General features: G+C 72.8%; 13 protein-coding genes, 1 other RNA gene and 1 pseudogene. 5 read left to right on the top strand and 10 right to left on the bottom strand.

Going from position 1 to position 15,650, the window contains the following annotated elements:
* Positions 1–78: 78 nt before the first annotated feature.
* Entirely contained in the window at positions 79–1,077 is a 999-nt protein-coding gene (locus OG897_RS08915; RefSeq protein ID WP_266654540.1) for a sensor histidine kinase, read from the top strand.
* Between the two features lie 4 nt (positions 1,078–1,081).
* Here OG897_RS08915 and OG897_RS08910 read toward each other — a convergent pair whose 3' ends face one another.
* Together OG897_RS08910 and rnpB are read right to left on the bottom strand one after the other, a co-directional pair.
* Positions 1,082–1,687, bottom strand: coding sequence for a response regulator transcription factor (locus tag OG897_RS08910; protein WP_266654538.1), 606 nt, complete (start codon positions 1,685–1,687; stop codon positions 1,082–1,084).
* Positions 1,688–1,846: 159 nt separating this feature from the next.
* Positions 1,847–2,252, bottom strand: an RNA gene (gene rnpB, locus OG897_RS08905) — RNase P RNA component class A.
* 119 nt (positions 2,253–2,371) lie between these two features.
* Here rnpB and OG897_RS08900 point away from each other — a divergent pair.
* Positions 2,372–3,136 (top strand): MerR family transcriptional regulator, encoded by a 765-nt coding sequence (locus tag OG897_RS08900; protein WP_266656685.1) that lies wholly within the window; start codon positions 2,372–2,374, stop codon positions 3,134–3,136.
* Positions 3,133–3,996 (top strand): hypothetical protein, encoded by an 864-nt coding sequence (locus OG897_RS08895; protein ID WP_266654536.1) that lies wholly within the window; start codon positions 3,133–3,135, stop codon positions 3,994–3,996. The genes OG897_RS08900 and OG897_RS08895 overlap by 4 nt, the downstream gene beginning before the upstream one ends.
* Here OG897_RS08895 and OG897_RS08890 read toward each other — a convergent pair.
* From OG897_RS08890 to yaaA, 3 genes are all read right to left on the bottom strand, one after another.
* The gene (locus OG897_RS08890) at positions 3,941–5,434 is read right to left on the bottom strand and encodes an RNB domain-containing ribonuclease (protein ID WP_266654534.1); all 1,494 of its coding nucleotides are present in this window, start codon (positions 5,432–5,434) and stop codon (positions 3,941–3,943) included. The two genes, OG897_RS08895 and OG897_RS08890, sit on opposite strands and share 56 nt — an antisense overlap.
* A 615-nt stretch (positions 5,435–6,049) precedes the next feature.
* The gene (locus tag OG897_RS08885; RefSeq protein ID WP_266654532.1) at positions 6,050–6,694 is read right to left on the bottom strand and encodes a GNAT family N-acetyltransferase; all 645 of its coding nucleotides are present in this window, start codon (positions 6,692–6,694) and stop codon (positions 6,050–6,052) included.
* A gap of 149 nt (positions 6,695–6,843) precedes the next feature.
* Positions 6,844–7,644 (bottom strand): peroxide stress protein YaaA, encoded by an 801-nt coding sequence (yaaA, locus tag OG897_RS08880; protein WP_266654530.1) that lies wholly within the window; start codon positions 7,642–7,644, stop codon positions 6,844–6,846.
* A 189-nt stretch (positions 7,645–7,833) separates the two neighbouring features.
* Here yaaA and eda point away from each other — a divergent pair, with 189 nt between their 5' ends.
* Positions 7,834–8,454 carry a bifunctional 4-hydroxy-2-oxoglutarate aldolase/2-dehydro-3-deoxy-phosphogluconate aldolase gene (gene eda, locus OG897_RS08875; RefSeq protein WP_266654528.1) on the top strand — a complete coding sequence of 207 codons (621 nt, stop codon included), beginning with the start codon at positions 7,834–7,836 and terminating at the stop codon, positions 8,452–8,454.
* A gap of 103 nt (positions 8,455–8,557) precedes the next feature.
* On the opposite strand, the gene OG897_RS08870 is transcribed toward eda, so the two are convergent.
* From OG897_RS08870 to OG897_RS08860, 3 genes are read right to left on the bottom strand one after another with little or no spacing between them, the layout of a single operon-like run.
* Complete coding sequence (locus tag OG897_RS08870; RefSeq protein WP_266654526.1) at positions 8,558–9,874, bottom strand: bifunctional RNase H/acid phosphatase; 1,317 nt, start codon at positions 9,872–9,874, stop codon at positions 8,558–8,560.
* 5 nt (positions 9,875–9,879) lie between these two features.
* On the bottom strand, positions 9,880–10,623 hold the full coding sequence (locus OG897_RS08865; protein WP_266656683.1) for a zinc ribbon domain-containing protein: 744 nt from the start codon (positions 10,621–10,623) through the stop codon (positions 9,880–9,882).
* On the bottom strand, positions 10,620–11,486 hold the full coding sequence (locus OG897_RS08860) for a Nif3-like dinuclear metal center hexameric protein (RefSeq protein ID WP_266654523.1): 867 nt from the start codon (positions 11,484–11,486) through the stop codon (positions 10,620–10,622). The genes OG897_RS08865 and OG897_RS08860 overlap by 4 nt, the downstream gene beginning before the upstream one ends.
* Positions 11,487–11,739: 253 nt before the next feature.
* Here OG897_RS08860 and OG897_RS08855 point away from each other — a divergent pair.
* Positions 11,740–12,957 (top strand): annotated as a pseudogene (locus OG897_RS08855) (hypothetical protein); the annotation flags it as partial.
* 629 nt (positions 12,958–13,586) lie between these two features.
* Here OG897_RS08855 and OG897_RS08850 read toward each other — a convergent pair.
* Both OG897_RS08850 and OG897_RS08845 read right to left on the bottom strand, forming a co-directional pair.
* Positions 13,587–14,531, bottom strand: coding sequence for a 3-oxoacyl-ACP reductase (locus tag OG897_RS08850; protein WP_266654521.1), 945 nt, complete (start codon positions 14,529–14,531; stop codon positions 13,587–13,589).
* Positions 14,532–14,565: 34 nt separating this feature from the next.
* Positions 14,566–15,642, bottom strand: a complete 1,077-nt coding sequence (locus OG897_RS08845; protein WP_266654519.1) for a Zn-dependent alcohol dehydrogenase — start codon at positions 15,640–15,642, stop codon at positions 14,566–14,568.
* Positions 15,643–15,650 lie beyond the last annotated feature (8 nt).

Raw genomic sequence — 15,650 nt, 5'->3', positions numbered from 1 at the left:
GTGAGGCGACGCCCCGCGCGCGGGCATTGGATGGTGTTGCAACCGCTTGCCCTGCTTGTCTGTGGAAGCATCGCGCTCTTGGTCCTGGACCTGTCAGCTCTCCCCGTGAGTCGGCGCGCATACGTCAGTGCACTGATCCTGCTGATTCTGATGCCGGCCGTCATGCTGGGCCAATACGCACCTCCCCCGTATCGGCTGCCTTACAAAGCGCGCTGCGCGCTGCTGTTCGCGCAGAACACGCTCACGTATGGACCGATCCTCGTCCTGCACCTGCCATGGCTCAGCCTGCTCGGCTTCCTCGCGGGGGCGGTCTTGCTGACCGTGCCTCGCCCTGCCTCGCTCATCATCGCCGCAGCGGTCTGCGCCAGTGGGCCGCTGCTGGTGAGGGGGCTCAAGTACGAGCACCGCAGCGGTCTCGCCGTACTGCTCACGACCCTCATCACCGGCGCGAGCATCTTCGGCATCTCACAGTTGGCCCTGCTTGCTGCCCGGCTACGCGCCACTCAGGCACATACCGCACAGTCCGCCGCGCAGGACGAACGGGCCCGGCTCGCCCGGGACTTGCACGACATCGTCGGTTCGAGGCTCGCGCAACTGGCTCACCGCGCAGAGGCAGCTACCTCTGCGGCAGCGCTTCCCGGAATCGCCCGACTCGCCCGAGGGGCCCTCGTTGAGCTCCGGCAAGTCTCCCGTGGTGAGACCACTTTGGACCTGCGGACGGAAATGGCCAGAACGGGACGAACACTCGCCGAGGTAGGAATCACCGTACGTAGCGAGGTCGCCCCTCTTTCCCTGCCGCCCGAAGTCGACCACTGCTTGGCAGTCGTCCTGCGTGAGGCAGTCGCGAACGTACTGCACCACAGCAATGCGAGGACCTGCCTCGTCGAACTGACCTGGCGGGAGGGCGCCGCTTGTCTCAGAGTCACCAATGACTACGCCGAGAAGCCCGAAGGAACCATCCCTGGGACAGGTCTGACGAATCTCAAGGAGCGCGCCACGGCACTCGGGGGCACCGTCACGACGGAACATCGGCCTCGGAATCACTTCCGACTGGAGGCGCACCTGCCGCTCGTTTGATCGGTCAGATCCAGCCATTGCGCTCAGCGATGCGCACCGCGTCCAGCAGTGTCCGCGCCCTGAGTTTCGCCTTCGCAGCAGACAACAGGTTACGAACCGTCCCTACCCCGAGGAACAGATCGGCCCCGATCTCCGCCGCACTTGCACCAGTTCGGGCACATCGCAGGACCTCCAGCTCACGCTTGGCCAGGGGGCAGACTCCGCTTTCCCGAGCTGCGGCCGCCAGGGCGGGATCGATGATCCGGCCTCCCGAAGCAACGACACGGACGGCTTCGAGGAACTCTTCGGCCGTGGCCGACTTCAGCAGAAAACCCGCGGCCCCGACTTCCTGTGCCCTACGCACCAAGCCGGGCCGATCGAGTGCGGTCAACAGCAGCGTTCTGCACGAGGGCACTTGGACGCGCAGGTCCCCGGCAACGGCCAGACCGTCACCACCGGGCATGTTTATGTCCAGCACGGCAACGTCAGGGGTTGCGGCGAGCGCAGCCCGTACTGCTTCGTCGCCCCGGCCCACTTGTGCCACGACGGTGATACCGAAGGCCCCTTCGAGCACCTTGACCAGACCGGAGCGGATCACAGCAAGATCCTCGGCGATCATCACTTTGAGCATGGACTCAGTATGTACATGCTTTGTACATGGTTCTCCCTGACTTCGACCTGCATATCGGAAACCCAGCGGGCGGGCCATGCGCGCTGGTCAGCTCCACAGCAGGCGGCCGGAGCAGCAAAGAGGCGATAGGCCCCCGCCCCCTTGCAGGGAGGGAGGGGGCAGACGAGCCGGCCTGTACGCCGGGTTCTGTCTCACGGTCGCCTCGCGGCGGCCGTGGAGACGGCCATCCATCTAGGACCGGCGTTGCCGCCGGCCTCGTGCGGTCTACCCGCGGACTCGGGCGAGCAGCCCTCGGACGTCCGCGCAGGACCGTCTTGCGACGGTCCCTCTTGACCTTGCTCCGGGTGGGGTTTACCTAGCCGCCTGAGTCACCTCAGGCGCTGGTGGTCTCTTACACCACCGTTTCACCCTTACCGGGGGCCTTGCGGCCCCAGGCGGTTTGTTTTCTGTGGCACTGTCCCGCGGGTCACCCCGGGTGGCCGTTAGCCACCACCCTGCCCTGTGGAGCCCGGACGTTCCTCGGGAGGCCCCCGAAGGGACCCCACGCGGCCGTCCGGCCGACTCGTCTGCCGTGCCGACCATGCTACCCGGAGGGGTGGGGGACGCCGGACCCCGCCCGGGCGGCGGCGTTCGCCTTGACCTTGACGCAGCGGCAAGGTTTCTACTGGGGGCATGAGCAAGGGGATGCGGATCGGAGAGATCGCCGCCCTCGTCGGGGTGACCCCGCGGGCGGTGCGGCACTACCACCACGTCGGGCTGCTGCCCGAGCCCGTACGGCGGGCGAACGGGTACCGCGAGTACGGGATGCGGGACGCCGTGGTGCTGGCCCGGATCAGGCGGCTGACGGAGCTGGGGCTCGGGCTGGACGAAGTACGGGATGTGGTGCGGGACGACGCTGGGCGTGAACTCGTCGAAGTACTCGGGGAGTTGGACGAGGATCTGGCGCGGCAGGAGGAGCAGCTCCGGCGGCGGCGCGAGCGGATCGGGGTGCTGCTGGCGCAGGCGGAGGCCGGGGAGCTGACGGCGGAGGGGCCGGTCTCGGAGGAGCTGGCGGAGCTGTTGCGGGAGCTGCCGGAGCCCTCGGGCGGGATGGCGGCGAGGGACCGGGAGATCCTGACGCTGCTGGAGACGACGGCGCCCGAGGAGGTGCGGGGACCGTTGCTCGCGGCCATGCGGGACGCGTTCGTCGAGACGCCCGGGGCGGCGGAGCGGGTGCGGGAGGTGTACGCGCTGCTGGACGCCCTGGTGGACGCGGATGCGGAGGATCCCCGGGTCGGGGAGGCCGCCGAGGCGCTGGCCGCGTGCATTCCGGGCGGGCTGTGGGACCCGGGGTCCGCGCCGGAGCCCGACGATCCCGTCCTCAGGGCGTTCTTCGCGGACTTCGCCCCGGCGCAGGCGCGGGCCGTGCTGCGGGCCATGGACATCGTCGGGGAACGGGAGGGGTCGTGAAGAAGGTGGTCAGGGGGCTGGCGTACGCCGCGGTTCCCGGGGAGCTGGCGTTGGCCGGGTGCCTGCTGGCGGGGGTGCGGGTGCCGGGCCGCCTGTTGCTGGTGGCCGAGGCGCTGGTGGTCTTGGTGGTGCTGGCCGAGGTCCTTCTCTTCGTACGTCTGCGGAGGCGGGGGCTGACGGGGCGGGAGGCGGTGGCGGAGCTGGTGCCGGAGCCGGTGCGGCGGATGCTGGGGCACGAGCTGCGGGTGCTGGCGTCGCTCGGGCGGTGGGTGGCGCGGCGGCGGCACGGGGTCGGGCCGGGTGATGTGGCGTTCGGGCATGCGAAGGCGCAGGCGGCGCTGCTCTACGGGTTCACGTTCGTGTGTGTGGTGGAGACGGTGGGGCTGCATGTGCTGCTGGCCGCGTTGCCGGTGGTGCAGAAGGTGTTCCTGGTGGTGGATGTGTACACCGTCGTGCTGGTCCTGGGGCTGCACGCGGCGGCCGTCACGCGGCCGCATGTCGTACGGGAGGACGGCGGGCTGCGGGTGCGGTCGGGGGCGCACGTCGACGTGACGATCCCGGCCGGGCGGATCGCGTCCGTACGGTACGACCTGCGGCTCAACCCGGGGCAGGCGGGGGACGACGCGCTGGAGCTGGCGGTGGCCTCGCAGACCTCGGTGACGGTGCGGCTGAACGAGCCGGTGGAGGCGGTGTCGCTGCTCGGGAAGCGGCGGCCGGTGACGGTCGTGCACTTCCACGCGGACGACGCGCGGGGGCTGGTGGCGGCGTGGCGGGAGCGGGGCGGCGCCGATCCCGCTCCGTCCGTCACGCGGGCCGGAACTGGACCTTCGCCGTCCCGGGGTCTGCCTGCGTCAGCCTGACCTGGATGCGTTCGCCGAGGGGGAGGGTGCCGCCGCCCTCGACACGGGCGATGACGGCGAGGCCGGCACTGTCCAACTGGACGGTGCCGACCGTCGGTTCGTGGTCCTTGACGTCGACGACGTGGGCGTCGAAGAGTTCCCCGACGCGGTCCTTGAGGAGGGCCGCCTCGACGATGTCGACGCACTCGCGCTCGACGGTGTTCTGGCGGCGGGTGCCCTCCGTCATCTCCTTGGGGAGTTCGGACAGGGCGGACATCACCCACTCCGGGGGCTCCTCCCCCGCCACCGCCGCGAGGCACAGCTCGCCCGCGTACCGGTCGACGAGACGGCGCAGGGGTGCGGTGCAGTGCGTGTACGGGGCGGCCACGGCGGCGTGCAGGGCGTGCTCCGGGATCTCGCCGCCGGTGAAGACGGTGTAGCCCGCGCCGCGCAGGAGGGTGGTGCACTCCTGGAGGAAGGCGGCGTGGGCGGGGTTCGCCGGGTCCAGGGAGCGGACGATGTCGGCGTACGACGTGTGGTGCGGCCAGTCGATGCGCAGGGCGCGCGCGGTACGGCGCAGGCGGGAGATCGCGCCGTCGGGGGCGGCGGGGAGGGTGCGCAGGATGCCGTTGCCGGACGCGGTCATGAGGTCGGCGGCGGCCATTCCGGTGAGCAGGGAGATCTGGGCGTTCCAGCCGTCGGCGGGGAGCGGGGTGCGGTAGGCGAGGTGGTAGGCGCCGTCGCGGAGCTCGATCTCCTGCTCGGGGACGTTGAGGGAGATGCCGCCCCGGGCCCGCTCCTGCTCCTCGCGGAGGAGCCCGATGGTGCGCAGGAGGGCGAGGGGTTCGTCGGCCGTGTTGGTGTCGATCCGGTGCTGGACGCCCTCGTAGTCGAGCTTGGCGCGGCTGCGGACGAGGGCGCGGCGGACGTCGGTGACGACGGTCGCGCCGTCCGCGTCGAGGTCGATGCGCCAGAGGAGGGCCGGGCAGGTCTGGCCGGGGAGGAGGCTCGCGGCGCCCTCGGAGAGGAGCCGGGGGTGGAGGGGGACCTTCTCGTCGGGGAAGTACAGGGTGGTGACGCGGCGGTGCGCCTCGGCGTCGAGGGCGCCGCCCGGGGTGACGAACGCGGCGACGTCCGCGATGGCGTAGTGGACGCGGTAGCCGCCCCCTTGCCGGCGGGCCAGATGCATGGCCTGGTCGAGGTCGGTGGAGGTGGGCGGGTCGATGGTGAAGAGGGGGAGGCCGGTGGCGTCGAACGGGGCGGGGGGAAGGGCGGGGTGCTGGGCGGCGTGCTCGGCCTCGGCAAGGACGTCGGGCGGGAAGGCGGCGGGGCCGGAGGGGTCGGCGGGGACGTCCATGCTCACCCGCAGGGAGCGGAGGGCCTCGCGGAGGGGGGCGGCTTCGGCGCTGGTGCTGGTGCCGGTGCCGATTCCGGTGACGTGGATGTGGCGGCGGGGCATGGGTCGAGCGTAGGACAGTTCCGCCCGTCCGGCGTCGGGAGGACGCGGGGGCAGAGCCATTCCCGCCCGTCTGGCGTTGGGGAGCAGGCGGGCGCAGATTCCAGCCCGTCCGGCGATTGAGGACGGGCGGGCGCAGCCATTCCAGCCCGTCCGGCGCCGGGAGGACGGACGGGCGCGCCCATTCCAGCCCGTTCGACGTCCGGAGGACGCGGGGGCAGAGCCATTCCCGCCCGTCTGGCGTGGGGGGGGCAGGCGGGCACGCCCATTCCAGCCCGTCCGGCGCCGGGAGGACGGACGGGCGCGCCCATTCCAGCCCGTCCGGCGCCGGGAGGACGCGCGGGCGTACCCATTCCAGCCCGTCCGGCGATTGAGGACGGGCGGGCGGAGCCCGGGCAGGGGGCGAGGGGCGTAGCCCCATCGGTGGGCGCGGCCGGGCGTGCGCCAGCAGGGTCGTCGTCGGCCGGGGTTCAGGCCGCCTTCGGCGGAGATCTCCCCTCCCCGCCCCTTCCCTCAAACGCTCGCCGCGCGGCTGTCCCGGGGACGTGCGGGTGCGTCGTGGCTGGGCGCGCCCACGCGGCGGAGCCGCACATCGACACAGCCCCGCGCCCCTAAAGGCTAGGCCGCGATCAGCAGGGCCTCTGCGCCCACCGGGCGGTAGCCGGCGGCCTGGAAGGCGCGGACGCTGCGGGCGTTGCCCGGGGCCTGCTGGGACCAGATGACGTCACCCAGCGGGATCAGGTGCCGCGCCGACTCAGCGAGGGCCCGGCCGAGCCCCCGGTGCCGGGACTCCTCGTCGACCTCGATCGCCGTCTCCCAGCGTCCGGCCAGCCCGCGCCCGATGACCAGGATGCCGCCGCCGTCGGACGACCAGACCCGTACGTCGTCGCGGTACCTGCGGGCCCGCGCCACCCTCGGGTGGTCCTGGTCCTCGATCTCCGTCAGCTCCAGCGGCGGCGGGCCCGGCAGCGCGGGGGCCAGGGTGAGGGAGCCGACCGTGTCCATGCGGCGGCCCGTCCGCACCATCAGCGCGGCCAGGAACGCCGGGTGCAGCGATGCCGAGAAGGGGTCGGGACAGGACTGCGCCAGGGTCTCCCGTATCCACTCCGGGTCCTGGTCCGAGAAGATCACCGAGTGCGCGGTGAACGCGAGCACGCCCGCGTCGCGGGGGCTCGGCTGCGGGACCACGACGGTCCGGCCGTCCGGCGCCGGGTACTGCCCCTGCGCCACGGAGGAAAGAATGTCGCGCAATGAGCTGGGCACAGGGGTCCTCTGGTGGAGAGCTGGTGGTGGAGTGCGGGTCCGCCCGGAGCCCTGCGGGGCATTCGGGCGAAATGCAACCTGTCCACTCTACGCGCATCGACCCGGTGCTCCGAAGGGGCCTGAGGTCCCGTGGCCCGGCTCCGTCCGCGTCAGTGGATCTGGCGGACCACCACGTCCAGCGCCCACGGCTTCCCCGCCTTCGCGGGCTCCGTCGCCTCGACGACGTGCCCGAGGTCGCGCAGGGCGACCACCAGTTCGGCGGGGTCGGCGGGTGCCGCTCCGGCCACCAGCAGGTCCCGTACGATCCGGCCCTTCGTCGCCTTGTTGAAGTGGCTGACCACCGAGCGCTTCTCCACGCCGTCGACCAGCTGCGCGTGCAGCACGCGCACGGTGGCCGTGCGTCCGGCCACCTCCCCCTGCGGCTTCCACGCCGCCACGTACGCCGAGGACCGCAGGTCCAGGACCAGGCCGTTCCCGGCGGCCTGCGGCAGGACCTCCGCCATCGCGGGCCGCCAGTACGCACCCAGCGCGCCGAGGCCCGGCAGCTTCACGCCCATCGAGCAGCGGTACGAGGGGATCCGGTCGCCGACCCCCACCGCACCCCACAGCCCCGAGAACACCAGCAGCCACTGCCGGGCGCGCTTGCGGGCGGCGGCGTCGAGAGAGGCGAGGTCGAGGGCGTCGTACAGGACGCCGGTGTAGACCTCCCCGGCGGGGCGGGTGCCCGAGGTGAACAGTTCGGCGTTCTTGGCGACCTCGCCGCGCAGTCCCTCGCTCAGGCCGAGCACCTCGCGGGCCTTGTCCTCGTCGCCCCGGCAGAGCTCGACGAGCTCCTCCAGTACGGCCTTCCTGGCGGCGGCCAGGCCGGGCAGCGACAGCCCCTCGGGCTTGAGCGGGGCACCGCGCCCCGGGGCGGCCTTGCCTTCGGAGGGCGGGAGGAGGACGAGCACGGATTCTCCTTCGAGTTCGAGGGGGGGTGGGATGTCCGGCGCGGACCGACCGGTCAACGGTAGTGGGTGGAGGGGGGGCGCCCGGACCTCCGGGGCCCGGACCTCCGGGGCCCGCCCCGTGAAGACCGTGCGTTGCGCACTCCGCAACAGTCGTTGCACATGACACCCTGCCCCCGGCAGGATGCCCCCATGGCCTCTTCCTCCGTGCTCGACCTCGCCCCCGTCGTCCCCGTCGTCGTCCTCCACGACGCCGCCGACGCCGTTCCGCTCGCCCGTGCCCTGGTCGCCGGTGGGCTGCCCGCCATCGAGGTCACCCTGCGCACCCCCGACGCCCTCGACGCGATACGGGCCATCGCCGACGGGGTGCCGGACGCCGTGGTCGGGGCGGGGACGGTACTGAACCCCGCCCAGGTCGCCGACTCCGTCGCGGCCGGGGCCCGGTTCCTGGTCAGCCCCGGGTGGACGGACGGCCTCCTGGAGGCCATGCGGACGTCCGGGGTGCCGTTCCTGCCCGGGGTCTCCACCACGTCCGAGGTCGTCGCGCTCCTGGAACGCGGCGTCACCGAGATGAAGTTCTTCCCGGCCGAGGCCGCCGGAGGCACCCCGTACCTGAAGTCGCTCTCCGCGCCCCTCCCCCGGGCCCGTTTCTGCCCGACCGGCGGCATCTCCCTCGCCTCCGCGCCTTCCTACCTCGCGCTCCCCAACGTCGGCTGCGTGGGCGGGACGTGGATGCTTCCGGCCGATGCGATCGCGGACAAGGACTGGGGCCGCGTGGAGGTGCTGGCCCGGGAGGCAGCCGCCCTGCGGTGAACCGCCTCCCGGCAGGCAGAAAGGGGCCCCGGCGCTTCAGCAGCGCCGGGGCCCCTTCACGTACGGGCGAACGTACGGGCGAACGTACGGGCGGACAACGACCTCAGCGCAGGTGCGACGTGTCGTTCAGCAGCCGGACGGACGCGTTGCCGTCCGCGTAGTAGGCCACCGTCGACAGCGAGGCCGCCGAGAGCTCCATCTTGAAGAGGGACTCCGGCGGGGCGCCCAGCGCGAGGCGGACGAGCGTCTTGACCGGGGTGACGTGCGTGACGACCAGGACCGTCTTGCCCGCGTACTCCTCCGCGAGGCGGTCACGGGCCGCCGCGACCCGCTCGGCCACCACGGCGAAGCTCTCGCCGCCGCCGGTCGGGGCGACGTCGGCGGAGGCCAGCCAGTCGTCGAGGTCCTCCGCGTACCGCTGCCTGACCTCGGCGAACGTCAGGCCCTCCCAGGCGCCGAAGTCCGTCTCGCGCAGGTCCTTATCGATGCGTACGGGCAGCCCGAGGCGGGTGGCGACCGCGTCGGCCGTCTCGCGGCAGCGGGTCAGCGGGGAGCTGACGACCGCCTGGATCGTGCCGCGCGCGGCGAGCGAGGCGGCGACCGCCTCGGCCTGCTTGCGGCCCACGGCCGAGAGCTCGGGGTCGCTGCCGCCGCTGCCCGAGAAGCGCTTCTCCGGGGTGAGCAGCGTCTCGCCGTGCCGCAGCAGGACGAGCGTGGCGGGCGCGCCCATATCGGCTGCGGGACCCCAGCCGACGGAGGGGGTCACGGCCGGAGCCTCGGCGACGTCGAGGTGGGCGTCGAAGGCGGCGTCGAGGTCTGCGTCAAGGGCGGCGTCGAGGGCGGCGTCGAGGGGAAAGAGTCCCTCGTCCGCCACGGGGGCGGCCTTGCGGGCCCCCGCCAGCGCCGCCCGCGCCTTCGCCGCACCGGCGGTCGCGTCGCCGACCACGCGAGGCTCCGGAGCCGGGCCCTTCAGGGCGGCGGTGGAGCCCGAGGGCTCCCACTGCTTGCCCTTCTTGCCCGCGTCCATGGCCTCGTTGGCGAGCCGGTCCGCGTGCTTGTTCTTCTCGCGCGGGATCCACTCGTAGCGGACCTGGGCGCGCGGCAGGATCGTCGCCGCCTCGGCCGCGAGGGGCTTCATGTCCGGGTGCTTGATCTTCCAGCGGCCCGACATCTGCTCGACGACGAGCTTGGAGTCCATGCGTACGTGGACCCTGGCGTCGGGGAAGAGCTCGCGGACGGCCTTCAGCCCGGCGATCAGGCCCTTGTACTCGGCGACGTTGTTCGTGGCGACGCCGATGTACTCGGCGGCCTCGGCCAGCGTCTCGCCGGTCTGCGGGTCGAGGACGACCGCACCGTATCCGGCGGGCCCCGGGTTGCCCCGGGAGCCTCCGTCGGCCTCGACGACGACAGTGCGCGCCATCGGCACTAGATCCCCGAGTCCGACGTACGGACCAGGATGCGGCGGCAGTTCTCGCAGCGCAGCACCGCGTCGGGGGCCGCGGCGCGGACCTCCATGACCTCGGTGATGTTCAGCTCCAGCTGGCAGCCCTCGCAGCGGCGCTGGTAGAGGCGGGCGGCGCCCACCCCGCCGGACTGCGTGCGCAGCTTCTCGTACAGCTTGACCAGGTCGGCGGGGATGGAGGCGACGACGACCTCGCGCTCCTTGGAGACCTTCGCGGCCTCCCCGTCGAACTCGGCGGTCGCGGCGTCGCGGCGCGCGGTGGCGTCGTCGACCTTGCCCTGGACCGCGCCCACGCGCTCGGTCAGCTCGGCGGCGCGCTCCTGCGCGGACTCGCGGCGCTCCATGACCTCCAGGACGACGTCCTCCAGGTCACCCTGGCGCTTGGCCAGCGAGACGATCTCCTTCTGGAGGTTCTCCAGGTCCTTGGGCGAGGTGATCGCACCGGAGTCCAGGCGCTGCTGGTTGCGGGCGGCGCGCTGGCGGACCTGGTCGACGTCCTGCTCGGCCTTGGTCTGCTCGCGGGCGGTGTCGCTCTCCTCGGTCTGCGCGGCGACCAGCAGGTCGCGGAGCTGGGTGAGGTCCTTGGTGAGCGACTCGATCTCGGCGTGCTCGGGCAGCGACGTGCGCTTGTGGGTGAGCTGCGACAGCCGTACGTCGAGGGCCTGGACGTCGAGAAGTCGGATCTGGTCGGCGGGCGCGGCGTTCAGTTGGGGGCTCCAGGAGAAGAGAAGTGGGATGTCCAGGGGTCGGTGACCGTCGCCGAGACGTGCACCCGCAGGTGCCACCCCTCGCGGTCGGAAATCGCTTCGAGCTGCGACGCGGCCTGCTCGCACCAGGGCCACTCGGTGGCCCAGTGCGCGGCGTCGAACAGCGCGGGAGTCGGGGCCGTCTCGCGGGCCTGCCCGCGGGCTTCCTCACGGGCTTCGGAGACGGGGTGGTGGCGCAGGTCCGCGGTCAGGAACGCGTCCACACCGGCCGCCCTGACCCGCGCGAAGAGGCTGTCGCCCGAGCCGCCGGAGACCGCGACCGTACGGACCGTCGCCTCCGGGTCGCCCGCGAAGCGGATGCCCTGCGCGGTGGCGGGCAGCGACTTCGCGGCGTGCGCGGCGAACTCGCGGACGGTCATCGGGTGATCCAGCTCGCACAGCCTGCCGAGGCCGCGACGCCCGTGCGGATCGCTCGGATCCGGTACGAGGGGGCCGGTGACCCGGAGGCCGAGGGCGGCCGCGAGCGCGTCCGAGACGCCGGGGTCGGCGGTGTCGGCGTTGGTGTGCGCGACGTGCAGGGCGATGTCGTTCCTGATCAGGGTGTGCACGACGCGGCCCTTGAAGTGACCGGCCGCGACCGTCGTCGTACCGCGCAGATAGAGCGGGTGGTGGGTGACGATCAGGTCCGCGCCGAGCCGGAGAGCCTCGTCGGCGATCTCCTGGACGGGGTCGACGGCGAACAGGACCCGGTTCACCTCGGTGTCGGGATCGCCACAGACCGTACCGACGGCGTCCCAGCTCTCGGCCCGCTCGGGGGGCCAGAGGGCGTCGAGCGCGGCGATGACTTCAGACAGACGGGGCACGCCACAAGGCTACCTGGCGTACGTGCCCCGTCCGCCGGTCGGCCGGAACTCCCGGTCCGCGAGCACACCGGTCCGCGCGATACCGGTCGAACGACCGGACGGCCACCCGTATGTGTGAAGAGAGGTGACTCGTGTTGTCCGGCGGGAAACGCGAAAACTAGCGTCGCCACCGAGACCACGCGGAGACCCCGCGGAGACCCCGCATACGGAGATCGCGGAGGTCACGGCGGAGACCACGGAGGTGACGGATCCCATGACAGCCTGTGCCATCGAGACCGCCTCGGAGGGCGGTGCGGTGCACCGCAGCGGGTTCACGATCGCCGCGGACGGTTCGTACGCCGCCCGGCTGGCCGGGGACGGCGAGGCGTGGTTCCCGGAGCGCTGGACGCTGGACGGCCCCGAGCCGTACGCGGTGCCGCTCCCGGCGGACCAGCCGGAGGAGCCCGGCACGGAGGTGCTGCCGCTGGCGGACGGGCGGGTGCTGATCCACCGGGAGGTGGCGGGGCGGCACGTCTTCTCGCTCCTGTACCCGACGGGACCTTCGACCGGTGAACTCCCGCTGGGTGCGGTGGAGTTCGGGGCGGGCCCGCTGCGACTGCTGCCGCCCGCACCCAACGGCAGTGCCGCGTACGCGCTGGCCGTCGGGCCGCAGTCGACGGCGGTCTGGCTGGTGGCGGGCGGGGCGTTCGGGCCCGAGCACGTGGCGGAGGTGCCGGGCCGGTGCACGGGCGGGGTCTGGCTGGACCGCACCGGGCGGATGCTCGCCCTGGACCGGGAGGCGGCGAACGGGGTGGTGAAGGCGGTCGCCGTGGACCTGGAGCGGGGCGGCGAGGTGACCCCCCTCCTCCAGATCGCCGAACACAGCCACGACCGGCTGCTCCTCGCCGACCCGGACAGCGGCCTGATCGTGATCCGGTCGGACGCGCCGGGCGAGGACCGGCTCGGCTGGGGCGTGCTCGGCAGCACCCGCCCGGTGCGCTTCCCCGACTGCCTGCGGCTGGACGGCTGCGTCCTGACACCCTTCGCCGCGCAGCCGGGTCAGGTGCTGATGCCGGAGGCGTGTGCGGTGGCGGTACGCATCGACCGCGCGCCGGGATCTGCCGGACCCGCGCCGGGGAGTTGGGTGGGGGTGTGGCGCCCGGCGGACCGCCGCCTGTTCCAGCTCGCGCCGCCGGGTGGGTGGTTGGCGGGGGCGGGGCTGTGGACCAGGGAGGGGGTGCTGAGGCTGCCGTTCGCGACGGGGGCGGTTCCTTGCGGGGTGGTCGGGGTGGAGGTTCCGCCGGAGGAGGAGGCGGGGGCGGGCGGGGTCCCGGAGGCCGGGGCCTGCGCGTCCGGGGCCGCGGCGCCGGAGGGCTCCGTACTGCCGGGCTCCCTACCGCCGGACTGCGTACCGTCGGACCCGTCCGGTGGGGCTCCGGCGGCGGCCTGGAGGCCGGTCCCCCTTCAGCAGGCTTCGCTGACGGGGCGGATGCACAGGATCGGGGTGCGGGCGAGACAGGAGGAGGAGGGGGCGGCATCTGCGCCGCCCCCGCCGCCGCCTCCCTCTTCTCCTCCCTCTTCCCCTTCTCCTCCCTCCGTGCTCGGGCCGATCACCCGGGTCGTACGTCCGATGAGCGGGCCCGGCGGGGGTCCGGTGGCCGAAGCGGTGCCGGATCCGCTGGGGGTGGGGGCGGGAGTACCGGCGTCCGTGCACGCGGCGGCGCCGGCGATGGTGCGGACGGCGGTGCCGGTACGGGTGCCGGTGGCGGTGGCGGCGACGCTGATCGCGGTGCCGAGCGGTCCGCTCTCGTGTTCGCCTGCGGCGGGCCACCCCAGCCCCACCCCTTCACCTCAACCCTGACGGGGCTGGCGTTAAGGATGGGGGCTACGCCCCTCGCCCCCTGCACGGGCTTCGCCCGCGCGTCCTCAATCTCCCCCAAGCTCTCGGCTTCGCTCGAGCAGGGGGGACCCCCTCGACGGGCTGAATTTTGCCCCCATAAGGGGCATTGAGGGGCGCGGGGAACTGCGCGACCAGCCGCGCGGCAAGCACTTGAGGGAAGGGGCGGAGAGGGGGGATCCCCCGCCGAAGGCGGCCGGAACCCCAGCCCCCGCCCCGCCCCCCTACCCCCGCTTCAGCCCCAACACCTCCCCCGCCCCAAACGTCTCCCCATCCGGCCGCCCCCCGAAATACCCCGACAGCACCTCATCCAGCTCCCCGTACGAAAACACCCCCTTCTCCGCGTCGAACTTCGCCGCCACCCTCGGCCTCTCCACCACCGCCACCATCCCCCCGTGCACCACCAGCAACTGCCCGTTCACCCGCCCCGCCGCAGGCGACGCCAAGTACCCCACCAGCGGCGCCACGTGCTCGGGGGCGAGCGCGTCCAGGCCACCAGGACCGGCCTCCTCGGCGAACCCCGCGAACACGTCCTCCGTCATCCTCGTCCGCGCCCGAGGACAGATCGCGTTCGCCGTCACCCCGTACTTCCGCAGCGCCAGCGCCGTCGACGTCGTCAGCCCGACCACGCCCCCCTTCGCCGCCGCGTAGTTCGGCTGGCCCGCCGACCCTGCGAGGAAAGCCTCCGACGAGGTGTTGACGATCCGCCCGTACACCGGCCCGCCCGCCCCCTTCGACCTCTCCCGCCAGTGCACGGCCGCGAAGTGCGTCGTGTTGAAGTGACCCTTCAGGTGGACCCGGATCACCGAGTCCCACTCCTCCTCGCTCATCGAGAAGATCATCCGGTCCCGCAGGATGCCCGCGTTGTTCACCAGGACGTCCAGCTTCCCGAACTCCCGCACCGTCAACTCCACCAGCCCACGGGCCTGTTCGAAGTCGGCGACGTCTCCGAGATGGGCCACGGCCGCGCCCCCGGCCGCCCTGATCTCCGCCACGACCTCCTCCGCGGGCCCGGCGGACGCGGCGCCCGAGCCGTCCCGGCCCGGCTGTCCGAAGTCGTTGACGACCACGCTCGCGCCGAGCCGGGCGAGTTCGACGGCCTCGGCCCGGCCGAGCCCCCGGCCCGCACCCGTGACGATCGCGGAAAGCCCTTCCAGGGGCAGTGACATCCGGCAACTCCCTTTCTCCGCAGGACAGTTCGGTTCAGAGTGCGATGGACGTACGGAGGGCCACGCCCGTCCGCATCTGTTCCAGGGCCTCGTTGATCTCCGCCAGCTGGACCCGGTGCGTGATCATGCTCTCCAGGTCGATGCGCCCCGCCCGCCACAGCGCGATGGCCCGCTCGTACGAACGCAGCACGTCCCCGCCCCCGTACATCGACGGCAGGATCCGCTTCTCGTCGAAGAACAGCTCGAACATGTTGACCTGGAAGTAGTCGTCCATCGCGCCCGCGCCGACCACGCAGAGCGTGCCGCCGCGCCGGGTCGCCTCGTACGCGGTCCTGGCGGTGGCGGACTTGCCCACGACCTCGAAGACGTAGTCGAAGCCCTCCCCTGCCGTGATCCGCTGTTTGGCGTCGGCCAGTTCGTCCGGCGACACCGCCTCCGTCGCGCCGAACCTCCGCGCGGCCTCCCGACGCGAGGCGACCGGGTCGACGGCGACGATCTGCGCCGCGCCCTGCACCCGCGCCCCCTGGATCGCGGAGATGCCCACTCCCCCGCAGCCGATGACGGCGACCGACGAACCGGCCTGCACCTGTGCCGTGTTGATGGCGGCGCCCAGTCCCGTCGTCACCCCGCAGCCGATCAGCGCGGCGATCTCGAAGGGGACGTCGTCGGGGATCGGGACCGCGCAACCGGCGCCGACCACGACCTCCTCGGTGAAGGTGCCGGTTCCGGCGAAGCCGAAGACGTCACCGCCGGGGCGCTTGAAGTTGGGGGTGCCCGCGTTCATGAAACCGGCGAGGCAGAGCTGCGTCTGGCCGCGCTTGCAGGCCGGACACGTCCCGCAGGCGGGGAGCCAGCAGACCAGGACGCGGTCGCCCGCCGTCAGCCCCTCGACGCCGTCGCCGACGTCCACGATCTCGCCCGCGCCCTCGTGGCCGGGGATGAAGGGGGCGGGCTGCGGCAGGACGCCGTTCATCGCGGAGACGTCGGAGTGGCAGAGCCCGGTGGCCCGCACCCGGATCTTCACCTTGCCCGGGCCGAAGCCCACCGCCTCGACGTCGTCGAGGACTTCAAGCTTGTCCTGTCCTATCTCGTGCAGTACGGCAGCGCGCATGCCACAAC

The sequence above is a fragment of the Streptomyces sp. NBC_00237 genome (assembly GCF_026342435.1).
Lineage (GTDB): Bacteria > Actinomycetota > Actinomycetes > Streptomycetales > Streptomycetaceae > Streptomyces.
Note: the sequence above shows the minus strand (reverse complement) of the source record. Positions and strands in the feature narration are given on the sequence as shown.

What these genes read in the sequence shown, in the direction of transcription:
- OG897_RS08910 (WP_266654538.1), bottom strand. Translation starts at nt 1,687, where the DNA reads ATGCTCAAAGTGATGATCGCCGAGGATCTTGCTGTGATCCGCTCCGGT.
- OG897_RS08900 (WP_266656685.1), top strand. Translation starts at nt 2,372, where the DNA reads ATGCGGATCGGAGAGATCGCCGCCCTCGTCGGGGTGACCCCGCGGGCG.
- OG897_RS08890 (WP_266654534.1), bottom strand. Translation starts at nt 5,434, where the DNA reads ATGCCCCGCCGCCACATCCACGTCACCGGAATCGGCACCGGCACCAGC.
- eda (WP_266654528.1), top strand. Translation starts at nt 7,834, where the DNA reads ATGGCCTCTTCCTCCGTGCTCGACCTCGCCCCCGTCGTCCCCGTCGTC.
- OG897_RS08870 (WP_266654526.1), bottom strand. Translation starts at nt 9,874, where the DNA reads ATGGCGCGCACTGTCGTCGTCGAGGCCGACGGAGGCTCCCGGGGCAAC.
- OG897_RS08850 (WP_266654521.1), bottom strand. Translation starts at nt 14,531, where the DNA reads ATGTCACTGCCCCTGGAAGGGCTTTCCGCGATCGTCACGGGTGCGGGC.
- OG897_RS08845 (WP_266654519.1), bottom strand. Translation starts at nt 15,642, where the DNA reads ATGCGCGCTGCCGTACTGCACGAGATAGGACAGGACAAGCTTGAAGTC.